21 protein-coding genes and 1 pseudogene are annotated in these 25,404 nt (G+C 36.8%); 14 read left to right on the top strand and 8 right to left on the bottom strand.

What is annotated here, in order from left to right; genetic code table 11:
• Window positions 1-9: 9 nt before the first annotated feature.
• The 3 genes and pseudogenes from AAKU52_RS04890 to AAKU52_RS04880 form a co-directional block, all read left to right on the top strand.
• Window positions 10-159: pseudogene (locus AAKU52_RS04890) on the top strand (transposase domain-containing protein); the annotation flags it as partial.
• Between the two features lie 130 nt (window positions 160-289).
• Complete coding sequence (locus AAKU52_RS04885; protein WP_354330847.1) at window positions 290-496, top strand: hypothetical protein; 207 nt, start codon at window positions 290-292, stop codon at window positions 494-496.
• 9 nt (window positions 497-505) lie between these two features.
• A complete protein-coding gene (locus tag AAKU52_RS04880) occupies window positions 506-1,189 on the top strand; it encodes a hypothetical protein (protein ID WP_354330845.1) in 684 nt (227 codons plus the stop codon).
• 194 nt (window positions 1,190-1,383) lie between these two features.
• Here the strand turns inward: AAKU52_RS04880 and AAKU52_RS04875 are convergent, their stop codons facing one another.
• From AAKU52_RS04875 to AAKU52_RS04865, 3 genes are all read right to left on the bottom strand, one after another.
• Window positions 1,384-1,842: a PIN domain-containing protein gene (locus AAKU52_RS04875; RefSeq protein WP_354330843.1), complete on the bottom strand. Its 459-nt coding sequence runs from the start codon at window positions 1,840-1,842 to the stop codon at window positions 1,384-1,386.
• A complete protein-coding gene (locus AAKU52_RS04870) occupies window positions 1,832-2,068 on the bottom strand; it encodes a UPF0175 family protein (RefSeq protein WP_354330841.1) in 237 nt (78 codons plus the stop codon). The genes AAKU52_RS04875 and AAKU52_RS04870 overlap by 11 nt, the downstream gene beginning before the upstream one ends.
• A gap of 125 nt (window positions 2,069-2,193) precedes the next feature.
• Complete coding sequence (locus AAKU52_RS04865) at window positions 2,194-2,328, bottom strand: hypothetical protein (protein WP_354330839.1); 135 nt, start codon at window positions 2,326-2,328, stop codon at window positions 2,194-2,196.
• A gap of 252 nt (window positions 2,329-2,580) precedes the next feature.
• Between AAKU52_RS04865 and AAKU52_RS04860 the strand changes: the two genes are divergently transcribed.
• The 6 genes from AAKU52_RS04860 to rnhA all read left to right on the top strand — a co-directional run bounded on the left by AAKU52_RS04860 (window position 2,581) and on the right by rnhA (window position 11,438).
• Window positions 2,581-3,678: a Fic family protein gene (locus AAKU52_RS04860; RefSeq protein ID WP_354330837.1), complete on the top strand. Its 1,098-nt coding sequence runs from the start codon at window positions 2,581-2,583 to the stop codon at window positions 3,676-3,678.
• A 671-nt stretch (window positions 3,679-4,349) separates the two neighbouring features.
• Complete coding sequence (locus AAKU52_RS04855) at window positions 4,350-4,895, top strand: RNA polymerase sigma factor (RefSeq protein WP_354330835.1); 546 nt, start codon at window positions 4,350-4,352, stop codon at window positions 4,893-4,895.
• 209 nt (window positions 4,896-5,104) lie between these two features.
• On the top strand, window positions 5,105-5,980 hold the full coding sequence (locus tag AAKU52_RS04850) for a FecR family protein (RefSeq protein ID WP_354330833.1): 876 nt from the start codon (window positions 5,105-5,107) through the stop codon (window positions 5,978-5,980).
• Window positions 5,981-6,074: 94 nt separating this feature from the next.
• Window positions 6,075-9,188, top strand: coding sequence for a SusC/RagA family TonB-linked outer membrane protein (locus AAKU52_RS04845; RefSeq protein WP_354330831.1), 3,114 nt, complete (start codon window positions 6,075-6,077; stop codon window positions 9,186-9,188).
• 18 nt (window positions 9,189-9,206) lie between these two features.
• Entirely contained in the window at window positions 9,207-10,868 is a 1,662-nt protein-coding gene (locus tag AAKU52_RS04840) for a RagB/SusD family nutrient uptake outer membrane protein (RefSeq protein ID WP_354330829.1), read from the top strand.
• A 96-nt stretch (window positions 10,869-10,964) separates the two neighbouring features.
• Window positions 10,965-11,438, top strand: a complete 474-nt coding sequence (rnhA, locus tag AAKU52_RS04835; protein ID WP_354330826.1) for a ribonuclease HI — start codon at window positions 10,965-10,967, stop codon at window positions 11,436-11,438.
• On the opposite strand, the gene fbp is transcribed toward rnhA, so the two are convergent.
• The 4 genes from fbp to gloA2 are packed head-to-tail and all read right to left on the bottom strand — an operon-like array spanning window position 11,425 to window position 14,133.
• Complete coding sequence (gene fbp / locus AAKU52_RS04830; RefSeq protein WP_354330824.1) at window positions 11,425-12,516, bottom strand: class 1 fructose-bisphosphatase; 1,092 nt, start codon at window positions 12,514-12,516, stop codon at window positions 11,425-11,427. The genes rnhA and fbp overlap by 14 nt on opposite strands.
• Before the next feature lie 20 nt (window positions 12,517-12,536).
• Window positions 12,537-13,028: a metallophosphoesterase family protein gene (locus AAKU52_RS04825; protein WP_354330822.1), complete on the bottom strand. Its 492-nt coding sequence runs from the start codon at window positions 13,026-13,028 to the stop codon at window positions 12,537-12,539.
• Window positions 13,029-13,038: 10 nt separating this feature from the next.
• On the bottom strand, window positions 13,039-13,743 hold the full coding sequence (locus AAKU52_RS04820; RefSeq protein ID WP_354330820.1) for a tRNA1(Val) (adenine(37)-N6)-methyltransferase: 705 nt from the start codon (window positions 13,741-13,743) through the stop codon (window positions 13,039-13,041).
• A gap of 6 nt (window positions 13,744-13,749) precedes the next feature.
• Entirely contained in the window at window positions 13,750-14,133 is a 384-nt protein-coding gene (gloA2, locus tag AAKU52_RS04815) for an SMU1112c/YaeR family gloxylase I-like metalloprotein (protein WP_354330818.1), read from the bottom strand.
• 282 nt (window positions 14,134-14,415) lie between these two features.
• Here gloA2 and AAKU52_RS04810 point away from each other — a divergent pair, with 282 nt between their 5' ends.
• Both AAKU52_RS04810 and AAKU52_RS04805 read left to right on the top strand, forming a co-directional pair.
• Window positions 14,416-16,602 (top strand): glutamine synthetase III family protein, encoded by a 2,187-nt coding sequence (locus AAKU52_RS04810; protein WP_354330816.1) that lies wholly within the window; start codon window positions 14,416-14,418, stop codon window positions 16,600-16,602.
• A 79-nt stretch (window positions 16,603-16,681) separates the two neighbouring features.
• Complete coding sequence (locus AAKU52_RS04805; RefSeq protein WP_354330814.1) at window positions 16,682-17,863, top strand: AIR synthase related protein; 1,182 nt, start codon at window positions 16,682-16,684, stop codon at window positions 17,861-17,863.
• Window positions 17,864-17,940: 77 nt separating this feature from the next.
• On the opposite strand, the gene AAKU52_RS04800 is transcribed toward AAKU52_RS04805, so the two are convergent.
• A complete protein-coding gene (locus AAKU52_RS04800; protein WP_354330812.1) occupies window positions 17,941-21,258 on the bottom strand; it encodes a TonB-dependent receptor in 3,318 nt (1,105 codons plus the stop codon).
• A gap of 233 nt (window positions 21,259-21,491) precedes the next feature.
• Here AAKU52_RS04800 and lpdA point away from each other — a divergent pair, with 233 nt between their 5' ends.
• The 3 genes from lpdA (at window position 21,492) to AAKU52_RS04785 (ending at window position 24,986) form a co-directional block, all read left to right on the top strand.
• Window positions 21,492-22,880 carry a dihydrolipoyl dehydrogenase gene (lpdA, locus tag AAKU52_RS04795; protein WP_354330810.1) on the top strand — a complete coding sequence of 463 codons (1,389 nt, stop codon included), beginning with the start codon at window positions 21,492-21,494 and terminating at the stop codon, window positions 22,878-22,880.
• An 86-nt stretch (window positions 22,881-22,966) separates the two neighbouring features.
• On the top strand, window positions 22,967-23,806 hold the full coding sequence (locus AAKU52_RS04790; RefSeq protein ID WP_354330808.1) for an MBL fold metallo-hydrolase: 840 nt from the start codon (window positions 22,967-22,969) through the stop codon (window positions 23,804-23,806).
• 319 nt (window positions 23,807-24,125) lie between these two features.
• Window positions 24,126-24,986, top strand: coding sequence for a sigma-70 family RNA polymerase sigma factor (locus AAKU52_RS04785; RefSeq protein ID WP_196860249.1), 861 nt, complete (start codon window positions 24,126-24,128; stop codon window positions 24,984-24,986).
• Window positions 24,987-25,404: the final 418 nt, after the last annotated feature.

The following is a 25,404-nucleotide window of genomic DNA, read 5'->3' as shown; positions in this document are numbered from 1 at the left end:
GAGAACGAAGCATTCTTTGCCATCTGCAAAAAACATGAGGTAAATCCATACCAGTGGTTGAAGTATACCTTGGAAAACATCATGTCAATAAATCATAAAAAAATTAAGGAGTTGTATCCGCAGAACTATAAACAAAACCTGCTGCTAAACAATATGTAGTTCATAGGGCGGATACTTCATTTCGGAGAGTGCAAAGATAGAGTTTATTGAAAAAAAGAAATTTCGCAGACATTTTGTCCTCACCCTGCTTTTTAAATATTTCTCTCAGTACCAGCACTTCAGTCAAAAAATGCATGATTTCCTGCTGACAAGTGCCGAAAAGGATCTTGATTTTTATCATAAAATGTTAATTGAGGTTTTATGTGTAGTTTCAGAGTGCAATGTGATATTAAATATAAATGATGGTGAAGTCAACAAACTCATGATCTTTAAAGGTATCACAGATTTGAATACTCTTTACAATGATTTTATAGATGGCGTCAATTTAAATGATTAAGCATTAAATATGAATCAAAAACAGCTTTTAAAATTCATCACTGACAATCAAGAAAGTGATCTTAAGGATTTCTATGATAAATCCTACGCTAAGTTGCAGGAATTAAATAAACGAATTGACAAGACGACACTTTCATTGATTATTATTGTGCTGGTATATTTTCTTTTGGCAAAGTCATCGGTTGAAAGTTTCAGTATCGGGCCATTCAATATTAAAGACATTGGTGTAATTGGGGAATTGCTTCCTGTTTTATTTGCATACCTGCTTTTTGATCTTATCATTTGCTCTATTCACAAAACAGAAGTACTGATAACTGTTAAATTACTGTTTTTAACACTATATAAACAGAAAATAGAACTTGCCGATTTTGATAAGAATAATGTATTTACAAGGATATTGCTTCCGTTCTCTTTTACTACAGATTTGTCAAGATTGGTTTCGGGAAAGACACCAGTTGCAATGGGATGTATTGGAATTGCATTAGCCCTTCCTGTTCTCGCTCTTTATATCCTGCCTTTCTATCTTGAATATCATATGTTAAAGGATATTTTCAATAATTCATACCATGAAATTACCGGAAAAGTATCGTTCTATCTCACTATATATATTAATCTTATGCTGCTTTTCTACTATGCAAAAGTTTCATTGACAAATTATCAAGATTTAAAATCTCAACAAGAGGATACAGAATAATTAATACCCACTAGGTAAAAAAGATACCCAAATATACCTAGTAAGGTGTTTGCGAAATACCCCACTAGGCATGAAAATTTGAATGCATTTATGCTAGTTTAAAACCCTCTAAAACGGTGGAATATTTTTAAGGTGCTTGAGAAAAAATGCATCAACCTTTGTTCTCTATGTATAAAGGAATGATTAGTTGCAAATTATTCCCCAGCGTCTTTAATGATCTGTGCGGTCAACCATTCAGAGATCCTGAAATTAGTTTGCTGTATTTTGGTAATATATGGTTTAACTGAAGGAATGATGCCGTTAAGCTTCGCGCTAAGTATTACGCCAATGGTTCCAGTAATGTTAAGTTCTAGCCTTTTAGCGAATTTTCTCCCCTCTGCATCATCTATAATGAGTAAATCAGCATGGATTTCTGATGCAAGAGCCATAGCACTGGCTTCACCTATATCCACAGTTTCAGCATAGTTATATAACAGATCACGATTCTGAACAGCTTTTACATCAACCCAATCAGGTAGCCGTTTACCATATTCAGCAGCTATCTCAGGAGTTGTTATCACCTTTTTGTACAAGGAATGGAGTAAATGAATGCCATCTATTTTGTCAAGCGTAATGAAACAGCTAGCATCTGTAATGACAATTTTATCGGGCATGGGCATGCCTGAACATTTCAAGATCCTCAGCTGCACTCTGATCTAGGTAATGGACGCCGTAATTGATCAGGATTTCAGCAAAATCCCACTTTTTCATCTGACACATTTCAGCAGCCTGTCTTAGCGTAAGTTTACCTGCTTCATATAGCTTGGCTGCAATAAGACGTGTAGTCTCATCATGCTCTCTTTCAAGGGCAGCAGGAACTTGTATGGTCATTGTAGTCATAATATAAAGATAGGTATTATTAAAATTTAAAACAAAATTAATGGAGATACACTACTAGTGAGAAACTATACATAAATATCCCTAGTAGTGAACTTTCAAACTTCGCTACTAGAGATAAAAACTACTCAATGGTTGATGGTACAAAAATCGGCACTAAAACGCTTATTTATGAGTTTTCCCAGTTCTTCAAACTCTTTCATTCTACGTGGCATTTCGGCCAACCGCTTCAAATCAGCCACAAACTGGTTCGAATTACGCACCGCCACTGACCCATTTTAAAAACAGTATTTAAACAATAAAAAGTCCCTTCTTGACAACAAGAAGGGACTTTTTTATGCCCTGTGCGTTTAAAAGCGCAACAAAGCCTATAATCAAATGCATCATATAATGTAGTCGAATGTCAGAATTGTTTCATGAAACATCATGTATAGAATCTTTTCATGATGAAGTTGTCATGTATAGAAAATTGAATTATCTTTACATGATGATCGCTTCATGTAAAGATAATTTGTATGAAAAAACTGGCTAAACTGAAAAGTAACGTACCATTTAATGAATTGCCATTATTGCCTCCTGATCAAATTAAAGTGGAGACAATCGCTGTTTTAAGGCAAGTTGTGCAATCTTCAATAGCCCTTGCCGAATTAAAGGGATTAGCTTATACACTTCCTAATCCTTCCATACTTCTTAACGCCGTGATACTTAAAGAAGCTCTTATGAGTTCTGAAATTGAGAATGTAATTACTACTCATGATCGGCTTTATCAAGCATTATCTGCAACTGGCTCACAAATAGATCATGCTACTAAGGAAGTTCTACGCTACAGAGAAGCTATGCTCGCCGGGTTTAAAATGATCATGCAAAAGGGATTTTTGAATACAAACGAAGTATTAGCTATACAGGAAATCCTGGAAGAGAATAAAGCAGGGCTTAGAAGATTGCCTGGAACCTCATTAAAAAATGCTGTTACAGGTGAAGTCATTTACACGCCACCGGATGATTATGATATGATCATTGCATTAATGAAAAACTTAGAAGTGTACATAAATGAAACTGATGTACTTTCTCCATTGATTAAACTAGCAGTTCAACATTATCAGTTTGAAAGCATACATCCATTTTATGATGGTAACGGCAGGACTGGGAGAATTATTAATGTCCTTTATTTGTGCTTGCATGGTCTTTTGGATAGTCCTGTACTTTATTTAAGTGACTATATTATAAAACATAAGCTTGATTACTATAGGTTACTTGGAGAAGTGAAGACAAAGGACAATTGGGAGGAATGGATATTATTTATACTAAAAGCTGTCGAGGAAACTTCCAAACAAACTACTGACCAAATTAAGTCGATCAATAAGCTTTTTTTGAAATTACAGAGTAAAATAAAAGAGGATGCATCTAAGCTTTATAACAAGGAATTATTAGAGTTGCTATTTGAGCAACCATACTGTAAAATAGAATTTGTTATTGATAGGCTTAAGGTTTCAAGGATAACGGCTTCAAAATACCTTAACGGTCTAGAAAAGATTGGAATATTACAGTCTAAAAAAATCTGGAAGGAGACTATTTATATAAATATTGAGCTATTTGAACTTCTGAAAAAATAAACTACTAGAGATTTTGAACTTCTCTAGTAGTGATGAATTTCCGTCGATTCAAAATCATTTTCGTAGACTAAAATAGTCAAGCTTTTAGAGGCTTTCCTAGCTCGTCCATTTCAACAACTTTCCTTTTCAAATCTGCCAGTCGCTTCAAATCAGTTTTTTTGTTCCTGACAAATTCCAGCATCTATTTCCTAAAAACATCGTGTATAAAATCTTTGCATGATTAAGTTATCATGCATAAAAAATTGAATTATCTTTAGATGATAAGTGTTTCCTGTAAAAAAACTTTACTTGGAGAAGTGAAGACAAAGGACAACTGGGAGGAATGAATACATAGACTTAAGGTCTCAAGGATAACGGCAACACGCACAAACAGACCATGCAAATAAATAAGTGTTACGCTATACACAAGCCATCTTTGCCAGGTCCTTGGTAGGTCATTTAGACCTAGAAAGGACCTACCAACCACCTACCAATGACCTAGCGAGGACCTCTCAATTATTCACCGACCACAACTTATCTTACTCCTCAAATCACCAGAGTCTTCTTTAACTAAAAAAAACATTGAATTCTTTTAGTTTGTAAAGAAATTACATTAGTTTAAAAAAAAATTAACATTATAAAAGTATTTTTGAGCACGTCATTTATTCTGTGATTTACATACAACTATAGCTATGCACGTTCTTGCCATAAAAAAAAGCGATAAAATAGCATTTGAAAAAACCTATTTAAGCTGGCACGCCAAAATTTATGCCTATTTTAAGCTGAAAACTAATTCCACATACATGGCAGAAGAATTAGTGCAGCTCACTTTTATAAAACTCTGGAATTTCAGACACACTTTAAATACCACACTTCCAATTGAAGCACAGCTTTTTACCATTGCCCGCACTACTATGCTCGACTTTCTTAAAAAGCAAGCGAACCAGCAGCGGTTAATTGAAAAAGTTAGACCCGAATTAATTAATTATATAGAGCCAGTTTGGGAGTTTGACGTCAGAAACCAGGTTCATTACCTCATTGACACACTACCACCCATAAGAAAACAAGTGTTTTTACTGAACAGGTACGAAGGTTATTCCAACCATGAAATTGCTCAAAAATTAGCTATTTCTGTAAGAACCGTAGAGAAGCATATTTCTCTTGCCATTAAACAATTGAAATCTAAATTATTATTTATCATTATTTCTTTCCTTCATTACGTGTATTTCACTTTCTAATCGTATTGTAGGTTAGAAAGTCTATGAACGTAACTGAATATTTAATCCGGCAATTCTTTCAAGGAAAGTGCAATGAGGCAGAAACTACTGCCGTTTTAAAGTATTTAGAGCAAAATCCTGCTACTTTAGAAAAGTATATAGGCAAATCTGAATGGGATGAAATAACGGCAAAATCTACTGAACCGCTCCCTGCAGTGCAGCGTAAAAAAATGTTTGTCAGCATTAATCAAGGCATTGCTAAAAAAGCAGCATTAAAAAAACAGCCTTATCAGTGGGCTATCGCAGCAACTATACTTCTATTTATATGCTCCGGTTTAGGGCTTTATTTTAATTATGGAGAAAAACAACCACAACTTTCGCATTTAAATCAAAATAGCAACCACCGACAGGAAGTAAAAAACACAAGTAACAGCAGTATGTTTTTAACATTTAAAGACGGAACCAAAGTTGAATTGTATCCACATTCTCAAATTAGCTATTCAAAAATAGTTTCTATTAACAAAAGAGAAGTTCAATTAACCGGTAAAGCTTTTTTTACGGTAGCTAAAGATAAAAAACGGCCCTATACAGTTATTTCTAACCAAGTATCAACCACCGCTCTGGGCACGCAGTTTATGGTCGATGCATTAAAGGAAAATGCTACGATCAGGGTTGCGCTATTTGAAGGGCGGGTTGTGGTAAAATCTAGGAACACCCTGCTTAAAAAAGTAAATGAGCCTGTTTATTTAGACCCTAATCAGGAGTTTATTTATGAAAAACGAACTGGCCTAATAGCACAACAAAACTTTAAGAAAACAACTGAACACTTGAAAGATCAAAGCTTGATCAAAGAAAGCCTTGTAAAGCACAAAAATTTCAATATATATTTTGTCCGTGAACCCATTGAAAAAGTTTTTTCAGCTGTTGAACAAGCTTACCAAGTTCGACTCAGCTACCCTAAATCAGAATTAAAAGACCATTATTTTAGTGGCTCCTTCAATATAAAGGATGATAGCCTTGGCCGCGTTCTCCTCATACTTTCAGAAACAAATAAATTAAATATAACAAAAACAAAATCAGGCTATAAAATCACGAAGAAGCACTGATTAATAACTAATCAATTAGTAAATCCAACTTATGAAAAAAATCAAACTTTTAATTCCCAATAGAAGATTGAGGCATTTTACATGTCTCCTTTTTATGTTATTAGGGATCAATTTTCTGGCAATTGCCCAGGACACTAATGCATCACTTTCCGGAATAGTGGAAAGCGACAAAGGCGGCACCTTACCTGGCGTATCTATTGACGCAAAAAATGATGTTACAGGCGAAAGAAAAATCGCCCTAACGAATGAAAATGGACTATTTAAAATTCAAAATTTAAATAGTCTGCAAACCTACACCATTACTTTTTCTTATATTGGGTTTGAATCACATATCGTAAAGAATTACAAGTTTAAATCTGGCGAACAAGCTTCCCTACTGGTTAAACTAAAGGAACAATCCAATACCCTGGAGCAGATTGTAGTTACCGGTTATTCTTCACAGCGCAAAAAAGATTTAACGGGTGCAGTTTCGATAATCAATGTAAATGAAGCCAAAACGGTTCCAGTTGCAGGATTAGACCAGGCATTGCAGGGTAAAGCTGCAGGAGTTAATGTTGTTGGCGATGGCCAACCAGGTGGTGGTGTTTCTGTCCGGATTCGTGGTTTTAGCACCATTGGCAACAACGATCCTTTGTATGTAATTGATGGGGTGCCTACTACTTCTGGCATCAGCATGATCAATTCTGCTGATATTGAATCTATTCAGGTATTGAAAGATGCATCTTCTGCTTCAATTTACGGATCGCGGGCAGCAAATGGTGTGGTCATTGTAACCACAAAAAAAGGTACTCGTGGTAAAACCCAGCTTGCTTATGATGGAATGGTAGGAGTACAAAATGTAAGCAACACCCCCGACCTGCTGAATAGTCAGCAATTTGGCGATGCTTATTTCCAGGCTTTAAAAAACGGTGGCATTACGCCAAATCATGTATTATACGGCAATGGCGCTAATGCTGTTATTCCCGAATTCTTAAATACGGCAAAAACGATTCGTTCTGGCGACACCAAATGGTTCGACCAGATTTACCGTCCTGCAGCAGTGCAATCGCATAATGTGATGTTAACCAGCGGATCGGAAACAGCAAGACAGGCCTTTTCTGCAGGTTATTACAAGCAAGACGGTATATTGAAATATACAGATTTTACCAGGTATTCTGTTCGTTTAAATTCGGACTATACCATCCTTAACCGCATTAAAATTGGAGAAAATATTGGCGTTTCTTATGCTGAACGTACCGGTGCCAATTCAAATCTGGCCATTGGTGGGGTAACCGGTGATGCTTATAAAGCGCATCCTATGACAAATGTATATGACATTACGGGTAATTTCTCTGGCCCTGTAAGTGGCTTGAATGACATCAGAAACCCATTAGCAGCACTTTTTTATAATAAAGATAATACAGGTAAAACATTAAGAATCCTGGGTAATGTTTTTGCAGAAGTTAATTTATTGAAAGGCTTAACTGCAAAAACCGATTTTGCGATGGACTACAACACCTTTAACCAAAGGTCTTATAGTTCCAAATATAATGAAGGCCCTATTACCAGTCAGGTAATAAGCAATTTAAACCAGCAGAACATCGTTTCGAAAACCTGGACCTGGTCAAATACCTTAAATTATAATGCAACCATCGACAAGCATGTGTTTGATATCTTAGCTGGTTCTGAAGCTATCCGTTATTATTCAGAATTTTTTACTGCCTACCGGGATATTTTTCCTGTAGATATTTTAGACGGTCGCTACCTAGATGCTGGTCAGGGTTTACCTAAAAACTCTGGTTCAGGTATAAAATCTACCCTTTTCTCTTTGTTTGCTAAAGCTAATTACACCTTTAACGATCGTTATCTATTATCGGCTACAGTGCGTAGAGATGCTTCTTCTAAACTTGCAGATGGCTATAACACACAGGTATTCCCTGCTTTTTCTGCTGGATGGAGGTTATCTGAAGAAGATTTCATCAAAAATAGCTTGCCTTTTGTGAGTAATATGAAACTTCGTTTTGGATGGGGACAAACAGGAAACCAGGAAATAGCGCCTTATGCAGCTTATTCGTCGTTCGGGTTAGACTTATATAACACCACTTACGACATGAACGGAAGCAACACCAGTTTGGTTCCCGGTATTGCTCAAAAACGTTATGGAAACGACCAGTTGAAATGGGAAACGACTACGCAAACCAATTTCGGTTTAGATTTAGGCTTGTGGAACGAACGTGTTACCTTAACCGCTGATTACTTTAATAAGGACACCAAAGATTTATTGGTACAACCTAAGCAACCTGCGGTATTCGGACAGGCTTCTGCTCCTTACATCAATGGGGGTTCTATGAATAACAAAGGTATTGAAATTGCTGTAAATTACATGAGCGCCAGAGATCATGCTTTTAGATATGAAATAGGTGGTAACATTGCTTTTATCAAAAATAAACTGACTTCTTTAACAGGCGACATCTCTTATATTTCTAGTCCGGCGAGTAACAATTTAAGTCGTGGTTTAGAATTACAGCGTACCTCTGTCGGACAGCCAATTTCATCTTTCTATGGGCATCAAGTTGTTGGCATCTTTAAAACGGCTGAAGAAGTTGCTGCTGCACCTGCACAAACAGGAAAAGGTATTGGACGTATCAGGTATGCTGATTTGAATGGCGATAATATCATCAATGCCAATGACCGTACTTTTCTGGGCAGCCCTATTCCAACAATGACTTATGGAATTAATTTGAAAGCAGATTATAAGGCTTTTGATATCAGTGTCTTCTTCCAGGGTGTTACCGGAAATAAGATTTACAACTTTATGAAGTACCATAATGATTTCTTCTTCGATCAGTTTAACAAAAGCACCAATATCTTAAATGCATGGACTCCACAGAATTCCAATTCAATGGTACCTGCTTTAAGCACAGTAGATGCAAATAATGAGCTGAGACCAAGTACTTATTTTATAGAAAGTGGTGCTTATTTAAGATTGAAAAATGTACAGCTAGGTTATACACTACCTGCAGCAATAGCGGAGAAAATTCACGTAGCCAAATTGAGAGTATTTATACAAGGACAGAACTTACTGACTTTTACAAACTACACAGGTTTAGATCCTGAAGTGGGTATGCAAAACTACAGTTCTGATAACCGGAATTTAGATATGGGTGTTGATCGTGGCCTCTATCCTAATTCACGTACCTACACATTTGGTTTAGGTCTGACATTTTAATTGATAAAGAATTATACTATGAAATTAAAGATAATTACCTGCATAGCAATGACCCTGGTTCTATCGAACATGGCTTGCAAAAAAAGTTTTTTAAACGCACCACCACTTGGCGAACTTTCTAAAGATCAGCTTGCAGAGAAAAGTGGTGTAGAAACCGTTATCGTTGGTGCATACAGTGTTCTAAACGGACAGATTGATCAAGCGTCTAATGCTTTCAATTCGCCAGCTTCCAATTGGTCTTTTGGTGATGTAACTTCTGATGATGCCTATAAAGGCGGTGGCGGTACTGGAGATCAGAATAATATCCATAAAATGGAAACCTTTACCGTTGATGCAACATCGCTTGATGCGCAGCGAAAATGGATGGCCTGTTTTGAAGGAATTAACAGAGCGAACGAAGCTATAAAATTAATTAAAGCGGCAACAGGTTACGATGAAACATTACGTGCACAGCGTATTGCCGAAATGCGTTTCTTAAGGGGGCATTTTTATTTTGATTTAAAAAAGATCTACAACAAAATCCCTTATATCGATGAAAATACGGCCAAAAAAGATGATTATTATGTTTCTAATGAAACGTTAAGTTCTGTACAACTTTGGGCTAAAATTGAAGATGATTTTAAAGCTGGTACTACGGTACTTCCATTAACTCAAGCACAGCCAGCCAGGCCTACTCGATTTTCGGCATGGGCCTATTTGGCCAAAGCATATATTTTCCAAAAGAAATGGACTGATGCTATAACCGCTACAAATGAGGTCATTACTAAAGGAAATTATATTTTAATGCCGAATTTCGCTGATACCTTCACTCCTGAAAATGATAATGGAAGAGAAATAATCTTTGCCGTTCAGCATTCAATTAATGATGGCTCTCCAAATAGCTATAATGGTTCTATTGGAGACCGACTGTTCCCAATTGGTGGTCCATACTGGCCAGGAGCACAATATGGTTTCCTGCGTCCTTCGCAAAACCTGGTTAACAGTTATAAAACAACTGCCGCAGGTTTACCTGTAGGAAATAACGTTGATTTAATGGCTACCGACAATGTAGACCCAAGAATTGACCATACCCTTGCCCGTCAGGGAGTTCCATTTTTAGATTTACCTGAAACTTACACTACGGCATGGATAAGAGATTTAGCGACTTATGGACCATTTAGTCTGAAAAAACGCTTGGTTTCTCCTTTATCATCACACTGGTTACGCGTAAATCCATATACTAACGATTTAAATTACTACGTTATCCGTTATGCAGATGTTTTGCTTTGGAGAGCAGAGGCTGCTATTGAAACAGGAGATACGGAAACTGGTCGCCAGTATATTAACCAGGTTCGCCGCAGGGCAAGAGATGGGAAAAAAGTTCAGAAATTAACTGGCGGCGATGCTGCCAATTATATTATTGCGGAATACACAACACCTTTTGCTAGCCAAGCCACAGCTATGAGCGCTTTAAAACTGGAAAGAAGATTGGAGTTTGCTTTAGAAGGACACCGCTTTTTTGATTTAGTAAGATGGGGTGAGGCGGCAACCGTGATTAATAATTACCTGGCTGTTGAAAAAACAAAAAGAAGCTATTTAACGGTAGCGACTTTTGTAGCAGGTAAAAATGAATACCAGCCTATTCCACAAAATGAAATAGATTTAAGTAAAGGTGCTTTGAAACAAAACCCTAACTACTAAAGCATTAAAGAACAATGAAGAAAGGGCCGCCGCAAGCGGCCCTTTCTTATGATAACAATCTTTAAAACCAAAGCTAATTTTTCTATTTTTGTCACGATGATAAACATTTACACGGACGGTGCAGCAAGTGGAAATCCAGGCCCGGGAGGTTATGGCGTTATTTTACGTTCTGGCAGTCACTATAAAGAAATCAGTGGCGGATTTCGCATGACCACTAACAACCGGATGGAACTCCTGGCGGTTATTGTTGGCTTGCAAGCTATAAAAACCCCTGGAAAAGAGGTCACTATTTATTCCGATTCGAAATACGTGGTTGATTCTGTGGAAAAGAAATGGGTTTTTGGTTGGGTAAAAACAAGCTTTAAAGGAAAGAAAAATGCAGACTTATGGCTCCGTTTTCTCGAAGCCTATAAAAAGCATCAAGTAAAGTTTACCTGGATAAAGGGACATAATAGTCACCCTGAAAATGAGCGTTGTGACCAGCTGGCAGTTGCAGCATCAAAACAAACAAGTACATTAGCTATTGATGCCCCTTTTGAGGCCGAGCGAAATAAACCTACCCTGTTATAATTTTATGAGGTATTTGATCAGTCCCGTTAAGTTTTATGGCCACAGTTGATTCTTTATTAAGAAGCGGTTTTTGTGGAGAATACTCCCTCATTAACTTTTCTGCCATTTTCACCATCTTTTCTGATCCTATAAAAACAGGAGTTCGCTGGTGCAAAGTTTCCGGCTGTATATCAAGAATCCTGTTAAAACCGTCAGATGCTACCCCCCCTGCTTGTTCCATAATAAAAGCCATGGGATTACATTCGTAGATTAACCTAAGTTTTCCATTTGGAGAGCTGGAAGTAGTAGGATATAAATAAATACCGCCTTTAATGAGGTTACGGTGAATATCGGCAATCATTGAGCCGATGTATCTGGACGTATAAGGCCTGTTTGTAGTAGCATCTTCTACTTGTGCATACTTTAAATATTTTTTCACTCCCTCTGGAAAATGAACATAGTTCCCTTCATTGATAGAATAAATATAACCTTCGGAAGGAACACGCATATTGGGGTGCGACAAACAAAACTCCCCTATAGAAGGATCAAGGGTAAAACCATTTACACCTTTTCCTGTAGTATAAACCAACATTGTTGATGACCCATAAATAACATAACCCGCTGCCACCTGTTCAGTTCCCTTTTGTAAAACATCGGCGATGGTGGCCATTCCATCTACAGATTTACGCCTGTAAATAGAGAAAATAGTACCGACAGCAACGTTACAATCTATATTTGAAGAACCATCAAGGGGATCGATACAAACAATATATTTGGCATTTTTAGATACCGGAGAATCAATAGGCACAAAATCCTCTTCCTCTTCTGTTGCCACAATACAACATTCGCCACCACAAGTTAAAGCAGCAATAAATTGGTTATTTGCAAAAACATCAAGTAATTTCTGGTCTTCACCCTGAATATTAACCGTGCCTGCTTCTCCTAATATATCTACTAGTCCAGCTTTATTAACCTCTCTGTTTACAATTTTAGCTGCGATGGCTATATCCCTCAAGAGCCTTGAAAGTTCGCCTTTAGCGTAGGGAAAGTCCGCTTGTTTTTCAATTATAAATTGCCCCAATGTTTTAATTCCAGCCATACCTTAGTGTATTTTTTACGTTATCTATCACCTAATTCTACAACATCTAAGGTATGTATTTTATCATCAGAAATACAAAAGCGAATTAAAGTTCTCACTTTATGCCAACCTGATTTACCTGCCGCACCGGGATTTATATGCAGGCTTTTTAGCTTTTCATCATACATCACTTTTAAAATATGTGAATGTCCGGAAATAAAAAGCATAGGAGGCTTAGTGTAAATTTTAGGCTTTACTTCAGGAGCATACCTCCCCGGATAACCGCCAATATGTGTCATCCAAACATCAACCTGTTCACATTGAAAACGGAGGTGCTCTGGAAATGCCGTACGAATTTCTTTATCGTCAATATTTCCGTATACCCCTTTAAGGGGTTTAAAGGCTGCAAGCCGATCAGCAACACCCACACCAAAATCTCCGGCATGCCACACCTCGTCACATTGATCGAAATGTTTAAACACCGCATCGTCTAAAAAACTGTGCGTATCTGATAATAGTCCTATTGTTTTCAAGTTATTGAATTTAAAAAGCCAGGAAGTAGTTTTTCAACAAATTGATATAAGCAGCAGTATAAACACCTTCCGCTTCATAGATGTAGAAATTTTCATGAATAACGGTTTCATTGCTAAAACTAAAGCAAACAATCTGCCTGAATTCTACTTTATTGGCATCAGAATAAATATGGATAATTTTTGCTGGAAACAATCGTTTAAGCACGGCATTAACAACCAATTGTTCGGCTTGTTTTACAGGTAGGATTACCCAAAAAACACCATTTTCAGCTAAAAGCTGAGCAACTTTAACCAGCAAGGAGGCAAAGAAATCTTCATGTGCATGCCGGGCAATACCTTTTCTTGCTTCTGGATTTTTGAGGTCATTAACAAAATAAGGTGGATTGGAAACAATGAGTTCAAATCGATTATCGGATTTAAAAAAAGCAATATCAGCCCAATTAACCATTAACCGATCTGCAAACAAAGACTGGTTGAAGTTTTTAGCTGCCCTGATAGCAGCAGGTCTATCAATCTCTACGGCATCAACACGGGCATGTTCAAAACGCTGTGCAATCATCAATGCAATTACACCAGTGCCCGTCCCAATGTCCAAAACTCTGTTTGGAGTAACGTGCATTGCAATGGAACCAAGCAAAACACCATCTGTATTAATTTTCATGGCACAATCAGACTGGTCCACTTCAAACTGTTTAAATTTAAAAATGCTACCCATACCAGTTTACCGTTGATATATTTCTAAAGGCAAACCATCTGGATCAGCGAAAAAAGTGAACTTTTTACCTGTATATTCATCTATTCTGATGGCTTCTGTGAAAACACCTTTAACTTGAAGTTGATTGGCAACCATTTCCACGTCATCCACTCCAAAAGCAAGGTGCCGTAAACCGGCAGCCTCTGGCCGCGACGGCCTGGCGGGTACATCCTCAAAAGAAAATAATTCAATCTGGTAATGCTCATTGATGGCAAGATCAAGCTTATAAGATTTACGTGCTTCCCGATAAACCTCCTGAACAATGCTCAGGCCTAGCACATCTACATAGAAATCCTTGCTTATATTGTAATCTGAACAAATAATCGCAACGTGATGAATTTTATTTAACATAATTAATAAGGTTATACCAAAGATAAAAAAATCTAGGTAATGCCTATTTTTATATTTGACTATTAAGTAAATTCCGTAGTAAAGATTCCGTAGTAAAGAACAATTATTTACCAATGGGACGAAAAAATAAGGATGAATATTATTTCTGCACCAGTAACCTTCAAAAAACATAATTCAACCAAAAATTACAAAGAAAAAAGTCAATCCATTCAGTTTTTTTAATAAAAATTTACGATTTATTAATAATAAAATCTATTTTTGAATCAAACTTTAGAAAAATCAATGAAAACCTTAAGAACAATAGCACTAAAAGAGGCACAAAACAGAGTTTCACCGGAAGTTACCGCACCGTCAACAAAAATATCGGAGTTTTTCGGCTGTAATGTATTCGATAAGAAAAAAATGAAAGATTTTTTATCGAAAGAAGTTTATGAAAAATTAAGAGCATCCATTAACCAGGGTGAATTAATTAATCAGGATGATGCTAATCATATTGCGACAGCGATGAAGTCATGGGCAATGTCTAAAGGCGTTACCCATTATACACATTGGTTTCAACCTTTAACAGGAACCACTGCAGAAAAACATGATTCATTCTTTGAACCAAGTTCAGATGGCCCTATAGAAGTATTTGCCGGCAGTGCCTTAGTACAACAAGAGCCTGATGCTTCAAGTTTCCCTAATGGTGGTATCCGTAACACTTTTGAAGCCCGTGGTTATACCGCATGGGATCCTTCATCTCCAGCTTTCATTATGGAAAGCAAAGCAGGAAAAACCTTATGTATACCTACTGTATTTGTTTCTTACACTGGCGAAGCCTTAGATTATAAAGCGCCTTTGTTAAAAGCAATAAGTGTTTTGGATAAAGCAGCAGTAGATGTTTGCCAGTTTTTTGATAAAAGCATCACTAAAGTAAATGTTTCATTAGGAATAGAACAAGAATACTTTTTAGTTGACCTTGCTTTATATAATGCCCGCCCAGATTTAGTGTTAACGGGCCGTACCTTATTCGGACACATGTCTGCTAAAGGACAACAATTAGAAGATCATTATTTCGGATCAATTCCTGAACGTGTTTACACTTATATGGTTGACTTTGAAAACGAAGCCTTAAAATTAGGTATTCCTTTAAAGACCCGTCATAATGAAGTTGCGCCACTACAATTTGAGTGTGCGCCACTTTATGAAGAAATTAACTTGGCTATCGATCATAACCAATTATTAATGGATTTGATGGAAAAAGTTGCCCGCCGACATAATTTCAAAGTTTTATTACATGAGAAGCCTTATGCTGGAATCAATGGTTCAGGTAAACATAATAACTGGTCGTTAATTACTGATACTGGCAAAAATTTATTATCGCCAGGTAAAACACCAAAAAACAACCTGATGTTCCTTGCTTTCTTTGTTAACACCATTAAAGCCGTTCATGAACATTCAGATTTATTAAGAGCAAGTATTGCTTCAGTAAGCAATGACCACCGCCTAGGTGCCAATGAGGCTCCACCAGCTATCATTTCCATCTTCCTTGGTTCTCAGCTTAATGATGTTTTGGATGAGATCGAATCATCACGCAGTATGATCAAGAAAGTAAAGAATGAAGATTCCTTATGGTTAGGTATTCCAAAGATCCCTCAAATCAATTTTGACACCACTGACCGTAACCGTACTTCACCATTTGCTTTCACAGGTAATAAATTTGAACTAAGAGCTGTTGGATCTTCAGAAAACTCTGCTGCACCAATGACTGTATTAAATACTATTGTTGCTGATCAACTTATTAAATTTAAAATTGAAGTAGATAAATTGATTAAAAAAGGCGAGAAAAAAGATGTTGCCTTATTAACCATTATTAAAAAGTACATTAAAGAGTCAAAAGACATTCGTTTTGAAGGAAATGGCTATAGCCAGGAATGGGAAGATGAAGCTAAAAGACGTGGCTTATCTAACATTAAAACAACCCCAAAAGCTTTAGATGCCTATTTAACTGAAAAATCTATAGAATTATTTGGTAAAACAAATATCTTCAGTGAACGTGAATTACATGCCCGTCATGAGATTCTTTTAGAAAGCTATTTCAAAAAACTACAAATTGAAGCCAGGGTAATGGGCGAAATGGCCAATAGTATGGTTATACCGGCAACAATCTCTTATCAAAACAGTTTATTGGAAAATGCAAGGGGATTAAAAGAATTGGGTTTGAGCAAGGAAGCTTTAGAAACACCGATCGCGATCATCAACAAAGTATCAGAGCACTTGAGAATTGTAAAAACAAGTATTGATGCTATGCTTGAAGAACGTAAAGTTACCAATGCTATCGAAGATTCTCGTGAAAAAGCAATTGCTTATGATGAGAATGTGAAGAGTTATTTTGATACTATCCGTTACCATACGGATAAGTTGGAACAGATTGTTGATGATAGTGTGTGGCCTTTACCGAAATTCAGAGAGCTGTTATTCTTAAAATAATATAAATAATTCAATAGTTTCATAACTTCTGCCGTAAAAAGCAGGAGTTTTTTTTTTGTTTCTATATCTTTGCCCTAACATGAGTGATAACAGGTACAACCAACGTGGCGTTTCTGCCTCTAAAGAAGATGTGCACCAAGCCATCAAAAATATTGATAAGGGCATATTTCCACAGGCTTTTTGTAAAATCATTCCCGATATTTTAGGTAATGACGAGGAATATTGCAACATCATGCATGCCGATGGCGCAGGCACCAAATCATCCTTAGCTTACATCTATTGGAAAGAAACCGGAGATATTTCAGTTTGGAAAGGGATAGCTCAGGATGCCATCATCATGAATATTGACGATTTAATATGTGTAGGTGCCACAGAAAATATTCTCTTGTCTTCTACAATAGGCAGGAATAAAAACCTGATTACTGGTGAAGTGATTGCGGCCATCATTAACGGAACAGAAGAGATTTTAGCTGATTTACGTGAACAGGGTATTTCTATCTATTCCACAGGTGGTGAAACCGCTGATGTGGGAGATCTTGTTAGGACAATCATTGTTGATTCTACAGTAACCTGCCGATTAAAAAGGGAAGATGTGATTAGCAACCACCATATACAAAATGGTGATGTGATTGTTGGACTCTCCTCTTCTGGGCAAGCGACTTATGAAAAAGAGTACAATGGTGGTATGGGTTCTAACGGACTGACTTCAGCCCGCCATGATGTATTTAACAAAGAAATTGCGAATAAATATCCGGAAAGCTTTGATCCAGCAGTACCTTTTGACCTGGTTTTTTCTGGAAGCAAAGGATTAACTGACCCTATAAAAGTTGACGAACATACGGCCATCACTGCTGGTAAATTGGTTTTATCACCAACCCGTACTTATGCCCCTGTGATTAAGAAAATATTAGCTGCTTACCGCAAACAGATCCATGGCATTGTTCACTGCAGCGGTGGCGCACAAACAAAGGTTTTACACTTCATTAATGATGATGTGCATGTTATTAAAGATAACCTTTTCCCTATCCCACCATTATTTGAACTTATACAGGAAGAATCTGGCACTGACTGGAAAGAAATGTATAAAGTATTTAACATGGGTCACCGGATGGAACTATATGTTCCACAGGAAATTGCTGCAGCTATCATAGCGCTATCAAAAAGCTTCCATATCGATGCTCAAATTATTGGAAGAGTAGAAACAGCGGCTCAAAAACAAGTAACGATAACAAGCGAGAAGGGCACCTTCATTTACAACTGATCAATATAAACTTACAAATAACAAAAAAAGCCGCATCAATTTTAATTGATGCGGCTTTTTTATGATCATGAATTTAACTATTGGAAGTTGTAACGAATTCCAAATTGCATGTAGTAGGTAGAAGAAATAGTTTGACTAACACCAAATGTTTTTCTAACGATATCATTTTGGAAAGTATTCATTTTAAAGGTTGGTTTTGTTGTTGCGTTAATAGCAGTAACATTTTGAGGAACCAAGATAGCTGAATTGTTAACGAAGTTTAAGTTACCCCACTCTTTGTTTAACAAGTTACCGAGGTTAAAGATATCAACAGTAAACTGCATAGAGTTTTTAGTTTTTCCGTAGTTTCTGAAAACCTCTTGAGTTAATCTAAAATCAACTTGATTTCTCCAAGGAGAAGTTGCACCATTACGTTCTGCATATTGGCCTTTACGTGAACTTAAATATTTATCCTGATTAATATATTCAAAGAAGATAGCGCTTTGTTGTTCTGGTGTGTAAGTAATTGGCTTTTCCTTAGTACCTGTAACTAAATTACCGTTGAAATTAATTTCAGATGCATCTTTAGGAATATAGATCAAATCATTTGAAAAACCATCTCTATTAAAGTCAGCGCTGTAAGTATAAGAGAACCTGCCTTGTTGAGAACCTTCATAGAATAGAGAGAAGGAAGTAGCCAGGTTTTTCATGTATTCTTTACGGTAAGAAACATTAGCAATAACGCGGTCTGGATTTAAGTTACTTGAATAACTTAAAGTAGGCACATTCGGGTTGCTGGAAGTTTGTGGAATAGACCATAAGTTTAACAATTGATCGCCTGAACCATCACCAAAATTACGTTGGTCAGATTTGGTATAAGCTACCATTACGGAAACACCTCTTTCAAATTGTTTACTTAATTGAGCAGTAGCACTCCAGTTGTAACCACCTTTAGCATTAAACATTTTAGCAACATTTACTTGTTGTTTTCCTGCAGCATCTGGTAAACCAGCTGGAGAAGTATTTACTTCTTGTCTTGCATTTACAGAATTTGCAAAGAAAGGTCTGTTATCAGGATAACCAGCAATATTTAATGCAATTGGGTTTTTTAAGTTTACATTTTTTGCAACTGCAGCATATAGATCTTTACCATAAATACCTTCTAATGTACCAACCATACCCCAAGGTAATTTAAAATCGATGCCAATATTAGATTTCCAGGTTTGAGGGAATTTCAAATCTTTAGATAAAGAACTGATTGTTCCAGGAATTGTAGTTCCAGCAGCAGCTTTTGGGTTAGGAATATAAGCGTTAATATTAGGATTAAATATTCCTGGAGTATTTGCCTGTCCGTTGAAAGCTTGTGTATATTGCAATAAACCAGCATCTCCGGATTGAGAAACCAACCATACAAAAGGAATACGGCCAGTAAAGATTCCTGTACCACCACGTACTTGTAAAGAACGATCACCTTTAACATCCCAGTTAAAACCAAAACGTGGAGAGAAAGACAACCTTGTTTCAGGCAACTCACCAGTATTGATCTTTTCGCCGTTAGCAAAAGTTTGAGCTAATACAAGTGGATGAGTTCTTATTTCCGATACATCAGGATATTGTGGTTGCTCCACTCTTAATCCTGCAGTCAATTTTAAGCGGTCAGACACAGAAAACTCATCTTGAATATAGGCTGAATATTGCGCGAATTTAAAGCTTGGAAAAGCTTGGGATCCATCTGCATTTAAAGGGTAAGTAATTGCATAGTTAGCTGGTTTAGCTTTATTTACAAAATCATCCCATGAATTAAATACATAATAGCCTGTACCAAAACGTTGGAAACCATTTTTAGTCTTACTAAATTCTGCTTGCACACCTAAAGTAATATTGTGTTTACCTAAAGCAAGACCTAAATCATCACTATAAGTATAAGTTTCAACATCTCTTAAGTTACCATAAGTAAAAGGCTCATAACCGAAAGTGGTTAATACAGAAGCGCCATCCATAATATCTACTAAAGGAAAAATGCCACTATCAGATGTTCTTGGGTCATTTTGGTGAGAATAGGTAGCACGTAATGTGTTGGTAATTTTACTCCCGAAGTTCGAATTCAACTCAGCAACACCTGAATAAAGATTGGCTGCCTGATAGTAATTTGAATTAGAGAAATGCAAAGCATTTATAGAGGTTCTGTTATTAGCAGAGGAAGGACTTAAGCCAGATCCAGAAGCAGAAGTACTTACAGAACTAGGATTTTTACTCTCTACCTGGTTATAACGAATGCTAAAACGGTGATTTTTTGAAATGTTCCAATCTAAACGAGCGAAGAACTTATCGTTATTGCTTTGCAAATCGTAATTCTGGTAAACACCAGGATCGTAACCATAAGTATTCTTCAGGTAAGAAGAAACACCATTTAAGAATTCTGCAGTAGGACGTGCAACGGTACTGATTTTACCGAATGGCAATTCAGGTGTTGCAGCAATTTTGGTTGTTCCTGGAGAGGTATTCTTTTTAAACTCAGCGTTTACGAAGAAGAATAATTTATCCTTTATAATAGGACCGCCAAAGCTAAAGCCATAATTTTTCTCGTCAAGTTTTTGTAACAATGGAATAGTGTAATCACCAATTCTTTTACCCTGCTGATCATCACCACGCATGGTATAAAAAGCACTACCAAAGAAATTGTTTGTACCCGAACGGGTAACTGCATTGACAGAACCACCTGTAAAACCAGTTTGACGAACATCATAAGGAGTTATGTTGATCGAGATCTGCTCAAGGGCGTCAATTGATATTGGCGAACCATTTGCAGGAATATTACCACCTATACCAAATTGGTTATTAAAGTTGGCACCATCCACGCTAAAGTTGTTGGATCGGTAGTTACCACCACCAATACCTGAAGAATTTCCGTTAGATTGAGGCGTTAAACGTGTAATATCGTTTACACTGCGGCTAATAGTTGGTAAATTTTGAATTTGATTTCTGGTAACCACTGTAGAGGAACCACTTTTGTTTGAATTCAAAATAGTGTTTGGTTGAGCACCGACAATAGTAACCTCACTTAGGTTAGCTGCATTATCAGCAAGAACAACATTTAAAGCATAAGGCTCACCTAATTTAAGATAAACATTATCAATTTTTTGTGATTTAAATCCAACAAAACTAATTTCAACCGTATAAGGACCACCTACACGCATGTTACCGATAGTAAAGCGACCATCGCCGTTGGTGGTAATGCCATAAACTGTTCCTGTTGGGGTGTGCACAGCTTTTACACTAGCACCAGGAAGAGCCGCTTGCGCGTCTTTGATAGTACCAGTCATCGACGATGTGGTCACCTGTGCTTGCGCAACAGAAAAAGACCCAACAAAGGCAATCATGATTACTATAACTTTAAATAGTAAAGATTTTTTCATACTTTTTAGATGAATTTTATAATTTTTGTTTTTTATGAATATTATTGGCGCAAAGATAATTATTTATTAATCATTGGCTTAAATTTCAATGTTAAATAATCATTAAGAATCGCATTTTCTAATACGTAATAGCAAAAAGATAACTTACAGATGTTGAGTAATAAATTGATTGAGTCTTATATAATCAACATTTTTTTTAAATTTGGCACATATTAAGTTATTCCTTTTAAGATATGAACTACGATTTAATAGTAATAGGCAGCGGTCCAGGTGGATATGTTGCTGCAATAAGAGCATCTCAACTAGGCTTAAAAACCGCAATTGTGGAACGCGAATCTTTAGGCGGAATCTGCCTTAACTGGGGTTGTATACCAACTAAAGCTTTATTGAAAAGCGCTCAGGTTTTTGAATACATCAACCATGCTGCAGAATACGGTATCAAAACCGCAGGTGCGGAAGCTGATTTCGCTGCTGTCGTTAAACGCAGTCGTGGCGTTGCCGAAGGCATGAGTAAAGGCGTTCAGTTTTTATTAAAAAAGAACAAAATTGACGTAATCATGGGCACTGCGAAAGTAAAGCCCGGAAATAAAGTTGATATAAAAGCTGCAGATGGTTCCCAAAAAGAGATCACCGCAAAAAATATAATTGTCGCTACAGGTGGCAGGTCAAGAGAACTTCCAAACCTCAAGCAAGATGGCAAAAAAATAATTGGCTACAGACAAGCCATGGTATTACCTGAACAACCTAAATCAATGGTCATTATTGGTTCTGGTGCTATAGGTTCTGAATTTGCTTATTTCTATGCCACTATGGGCACTAAAGTTACGCTGGTTGAATTTATGGAGAACATTGTTCCTGTAGAAGATGAAGACATCTCGAAACAATTGTTGCGCAGCTTCAAAAAGGCAGGTATTGAGGTAATGACTTCTTCAAGTGTAGAAGCTGTAGATACTAGCGGTACGGGCTGTAAGGTTCAGGTTAAAACAGCTGCAGGTATGCAAACTATAGCATGCGACATCGTTCTTTCTGCTGCAGGTATTGTAGCCAACATTGAAAACTTAGGTCTTGAAGAAACAGGTATTAAAACCGAAAAAGGTAAAGTTGTAGTTGATGAGTTTTACAATACGAATGTAAAAGGTTATTATGCTATCGGCGACATCGTTTCTGGTCAGGCACTGGCACATGTTGCTTCTGCTGAAGGTATTATTTGTGTGGAAAAAATTGCTGGTCAGCACCCAGAACCTTTAGATTATAATAACATTCCAGGATGTACTTACTGCACGCCAGAAATTGCTTCTGTAGGTTATACCGAAAAAGCAGCAAAAGCAGCAGGTTATGAATTAAAAATCGGTAAATTCCCTTTCTCTGCTTCAGGAAAAGCAAGTGCTGCCGGAGCTAAAGACGGCTTTGTTAAAATGATTTATGATGCTAAATACGGCGAATTATTAGGTGCGCACATGATTGGTGCTAATGTAACCGAATTAATCGCTGAAATTGTTGTGGCACGTAAACTGGAAACTACAGGTCATGAAATGCTGAAAGCTGTACACCCTCACCCTACCATGAGTGAGGCGATTATGGAAGCTACTGCTGATGCTTATGGTGAAGTAATCCACTTATAAGCTTTAATAAAAAACATAAACCAGACCTGCTGACGTATCAGCAGGTTTTTTTTTACATTTACATTTAGTAATTTAATTTAAACAGTATGAAACTACATACCATTGATACAGGCTTATTTAAATTAGACGGTGGCGCTATGTTTGGCGTTGTTCCTAAAACTATCTGGCAAAAAAGTAACCCAGCCGATGAACGCAATTTGTGTACTTGGGCTATGCGCTGTCTTTTGATTGAAGATGGAGACAGGTTAATTTTAATAGATAATGGCATCGGCAATAAACAGGATGAGAAATTCCTAAGCCATTATTTCCTCCATGGTGAGGAGACCCTCGACAGCTCACTTGCCAACAAAGGCTTTAATAGAGCCGATATAACCGATGTATTTTTAACACACCTCCATTTCGACCATTGCGGCGGTTCTATTATTAGAGAAGGTGATCAATTAGTGCCTGCCTTTAAAAATGCTACTTACTGGAGCAATGCAAAACATTGGGACTGGGCGGTATACCCTAACGACAGAGAGAAGGCTTCTTTTCTCAAGGAAAATATTTTACCCATACAGGAAAGCGGTCAGCTGAAATTTATTGAAGATACTGATGGCATACAATTTCATGAAGGCATCAATATTCGATTTACCTTTGGCCATACCGACGCCATGATGCTGCCTCAAATTCAATACAAAGACAAAACTATTCTGTACATGGCAGACCTCTTGCCTTCTGTTGGCCATATCCCCCTACCCTACGTAATGGCTTACGACGTGTTTCCATTAAAAACACTGGTAGAGAAGAAAGCTTTTTTACAAGAGGCTACCGACAATAATTACATCCTTTACCTGGAGCATGACCCTATAAATGAATGCTGTACCTTACAACAGACAGAAAAAGGAATCAGACTAGATCAAACTTTTAAACTTACAGATATTTAATTCTAGATCAGCACATTTAAGTGTCAATCTTTATACACATTTATTTTCTGACAAAGTTAAGACAATAATTTATTTGAGTGAAAAACAGGACAAAAATGGCTTTATTTGAATTTATAACCTTGATTACTAGGTAATAAAAACAAATTATTCTATGGAATTGAACATACTGACAAAACAATTTTGGAATAATATTTGTTGCTAGAGTATTATACAAATAAATGGTGTAAAGTGTAACGTTTTCAGGATTTTATGTCCGTAATTACCTTTAAAATTCTTACTTTTGCACGTCAAAACACATAACGAGTACCAAAGCACATAAATGAGACAACTCAAAATCACGCAATCCATTACCAATCGCGAAAGTCAATCATTAGATAAGTATCTTCACGAGATTGGTAAAGTAGATTTAATAACCGCCGAAGAAGAGGTAATATTAGCAAGAAAAATACGCGAAGGAGATCAAGCAGCATTAGAACGCCTTACCAAGACCAACTTACGATTCGTAGTTTCTGTAGCTAAGCAATATCAAAACCAGGGCTTAACCCTAGGTGACTTAATTAACGAAGGAAACCTTGGTTTAATTAAGGCTGCAAAGCGTTTTGATGAAACTAAAGGCTTCAAATTTATCTCTTATGCAGTTTGGTGGATTCGTCAATCAATCTTGCAGGCTATTGCTGAGCAAAGTCGTATTGTTCGTTTACCATTAAACCAGGTTGGCTCTTTAAGTAAAATCAGTAAAGCCTTCTCTAAATTAGAGCAGGAATATGAGCGTGAACCTTCCCCGGAAGAGTTGGCTGATATGCTGGAGACTACTGTAGATAAAATCTCTGATACCTTAAGTAATTCTGGCCGTCACGTATCTATGGATGCCCCATTTGTGCAAGGTGAAGAAAACACGTTATTGGATGTGTTGGAAAATCATGAGCCAAATACAGACAGTAGCTTAATTAACGAATCACTTTCAGAAGAGATCAAACGTTCTTTATCTACACTTACCGAACGTGAGCGTGAAATTATTGTACTTTTCTTTGGCTTAAGTACTAACCACCCTTTATCATTGGAAGAAATTGGTGAGAAATTTAACCTAACCCGCGAACGCGTTCGTCAGATTAAAGACAAAGCACTTCAACGTTTGCGTCATACTTCAAGAAGCAAAATCCTTAAATCTTACTTAGGATAAAAATTTTACACTGCAACGCCTACATAAAGGCGCTAATTATAAAATAAAAAAGATTGGGTACTCACTCAATCTTTTTTATTTTTGAGGTATTCTAGCCCAAAATTATAGAAATGAACTGGTATTATTCCGCAAACCTTTATTTGAATTCTATAGCCGCGAAACCTTAGCGCACTACCAATATTGCTAAAGACAATAAATTTGTTGTGCTGTATGCCTGTTATGATAAGTAATATGGCCTATTATTCGTCCATAAAAAACGCAGGTAGCAAATCATAAATTATTTTATTTAGCATTACAAGGTGAATAACTTTTAAAGGAACATTTTCTAATTAATTAAGTTTCACAAGCGCATGTATAAGAGTCATAAATAAATGATATATTAGATCATCAAAATGTCATAAACATTTGATAAACCTAA

Source organism: Pedobacter sp. CG_S7, assembly GCF_040544395.1.
Taxonomy (GTDB): Bacteria; Bacteroidota; Bacteroidia; order Sphingobacteriales; family Sphingobacteriaceae; genus Pedobacter.
This window is presented reverse-complemented; position numbering and strand designations above follow the sequence as displayed.

What these genes read in the sequence shown, in the direction of transcription:
- rnhA (WP_354330826.1), top strand. Translation starts at nt 10,965, where the DNA reads ATGATAAACATTTACACGGACGGTGCAGCAAGTGGAAATCCAGGCCCG.
- AAKU52_RS04800 (WP_354330812.1), bottom strand. Translation starts at nt 21,258, where the DNA reads ATGAAAAAATCTTTACTATTTAAAGTTATAGTAATCATGATTGCCTTT.
- AAKU52_RS04805 (WP_354330814.1), top strand. Translation starts at nt 16,682, where the DNA reads ATGAGTGATAACAGGTACAACCAACGTGGCGTTTCTGCCTCTAAAGAA.
- AAKU52_RS04840 (WP_354330829.1), top strand. Translation starts at nt 9,207, where the DNA reads ATGAAATTAAAGATAATTACCTGCATAGCAATGACCCTGGTTCTATCG.
- AAKU52_RS04820 (WP_354330820.1), bottom strand. Translation starts at nt 13,743, where the DNA reads ATGGGTAGCATTTTTAAATTTAAACAGTTTGAAGTGGACCAGTCTGAT.
- fbp (WP_354330824.1), bottom strand. Translation starts at nt 12,516, where the DNA reads ATGGCTGGAATTAAAACATTGGGGCAATTTATAATTGAAAAACAAGCG.
- AAKU52_RS04810 (WP_354330816.1), top strand. Translation starts at nt 14,416, where the DNA reads ATGAAAACCTTAAGAACAATAGCACTAAAAGAGGCACAAAACAGAGTT.
- AAKU52_RS04880 (WP_354330845.1), top strand. Translation starts at nt 506, where the DNA reads ATGAATCAAAAACAGCTTTTAAAATTCATCACTGACAATCAAGAAAGT.
- lpdA (WP_354330810.1), top strand. Translation starts at nt 21,492, where the DNA reads ATGAACTACGATTTAATAGTAATAGGCAGCGGTCCAGGTGGATATGTT.
- AAKU52_RS04875 (WP_354330843.1), bottom strand. Translation starts at nt 1,842, where the DNA reads ATGCCCGATAAAATTGTCATTACAGATGCTAGCTGTTTCATTACGCTT.
- gloA2 (WP_354330818.1), bottom strand. Translation starts at nt 14,133, where the DNA reads ATGTTAAATAAAATTCATCACGTTGCGATTATTTGTTCAGATTACAAT.
- AAKU52_RS04860 (WP_354330837.1), top strand. Translation starts at nt 2,581, where the DNA reads ATGAAAAAACTGGCTAAACTGAAAAGTAACGTACCATTTAATGAATTG.
- AAKU52_RS04785 (WP_196860249.1), top strand. Translation starts at nt 24,126, where the DNA reads ATGAGACAACTCAAAATCACGCAATCCATTACCAATCGCGAAAGTCAA.
- AAKU52_RS04855 (WP_354330835.1), top strand. Translation starts at nt 4,350, where the DNA reads ATGCACGTTCTTGCCATAAAAAAAAGCGATAAAATAGCATTTGAAAAA.
- AAKU52_RS04850 (WP_354330833.1), top strand. Translation starts at nt 5,105, where the DNA reads ATGTTTGTCAGCATTAATCAAGGCATTGCTAAAAAAGCAGCATTAAAA.
- AAKU52_RS04870 (WP_354330841.1), bottom strand. Translation starts at nt 2,068, where the DNA reads ATGACTACAATGACCATACAAGTTCCTGCTGCCCTTGAAAGAGAGCAT.
- AAKU52_RS04845 (WP_354330831.1), top strand. Translation starts at nt 6,075, where the DNA reads ATGTTATTAGGGATCAATTTTCTGGCAATTGCCCAGGACACTAATGCA.
- AAKU52_RS04885 (WP_354330847.1), top strand. Translation starts at nt 290, where the DNA reads ATGCATGATTTCCTGCTGACAAGTGCCGAAAAGGATCTTGATTTTTAT.
- AAKU52_RS04790 (WP_354330808.1), top strand. Translation starts at nt 22,967, where the DNA reads ATGAAACTACATACCATTGATACAGGCTTATTTAAATTAGACGGTGGC.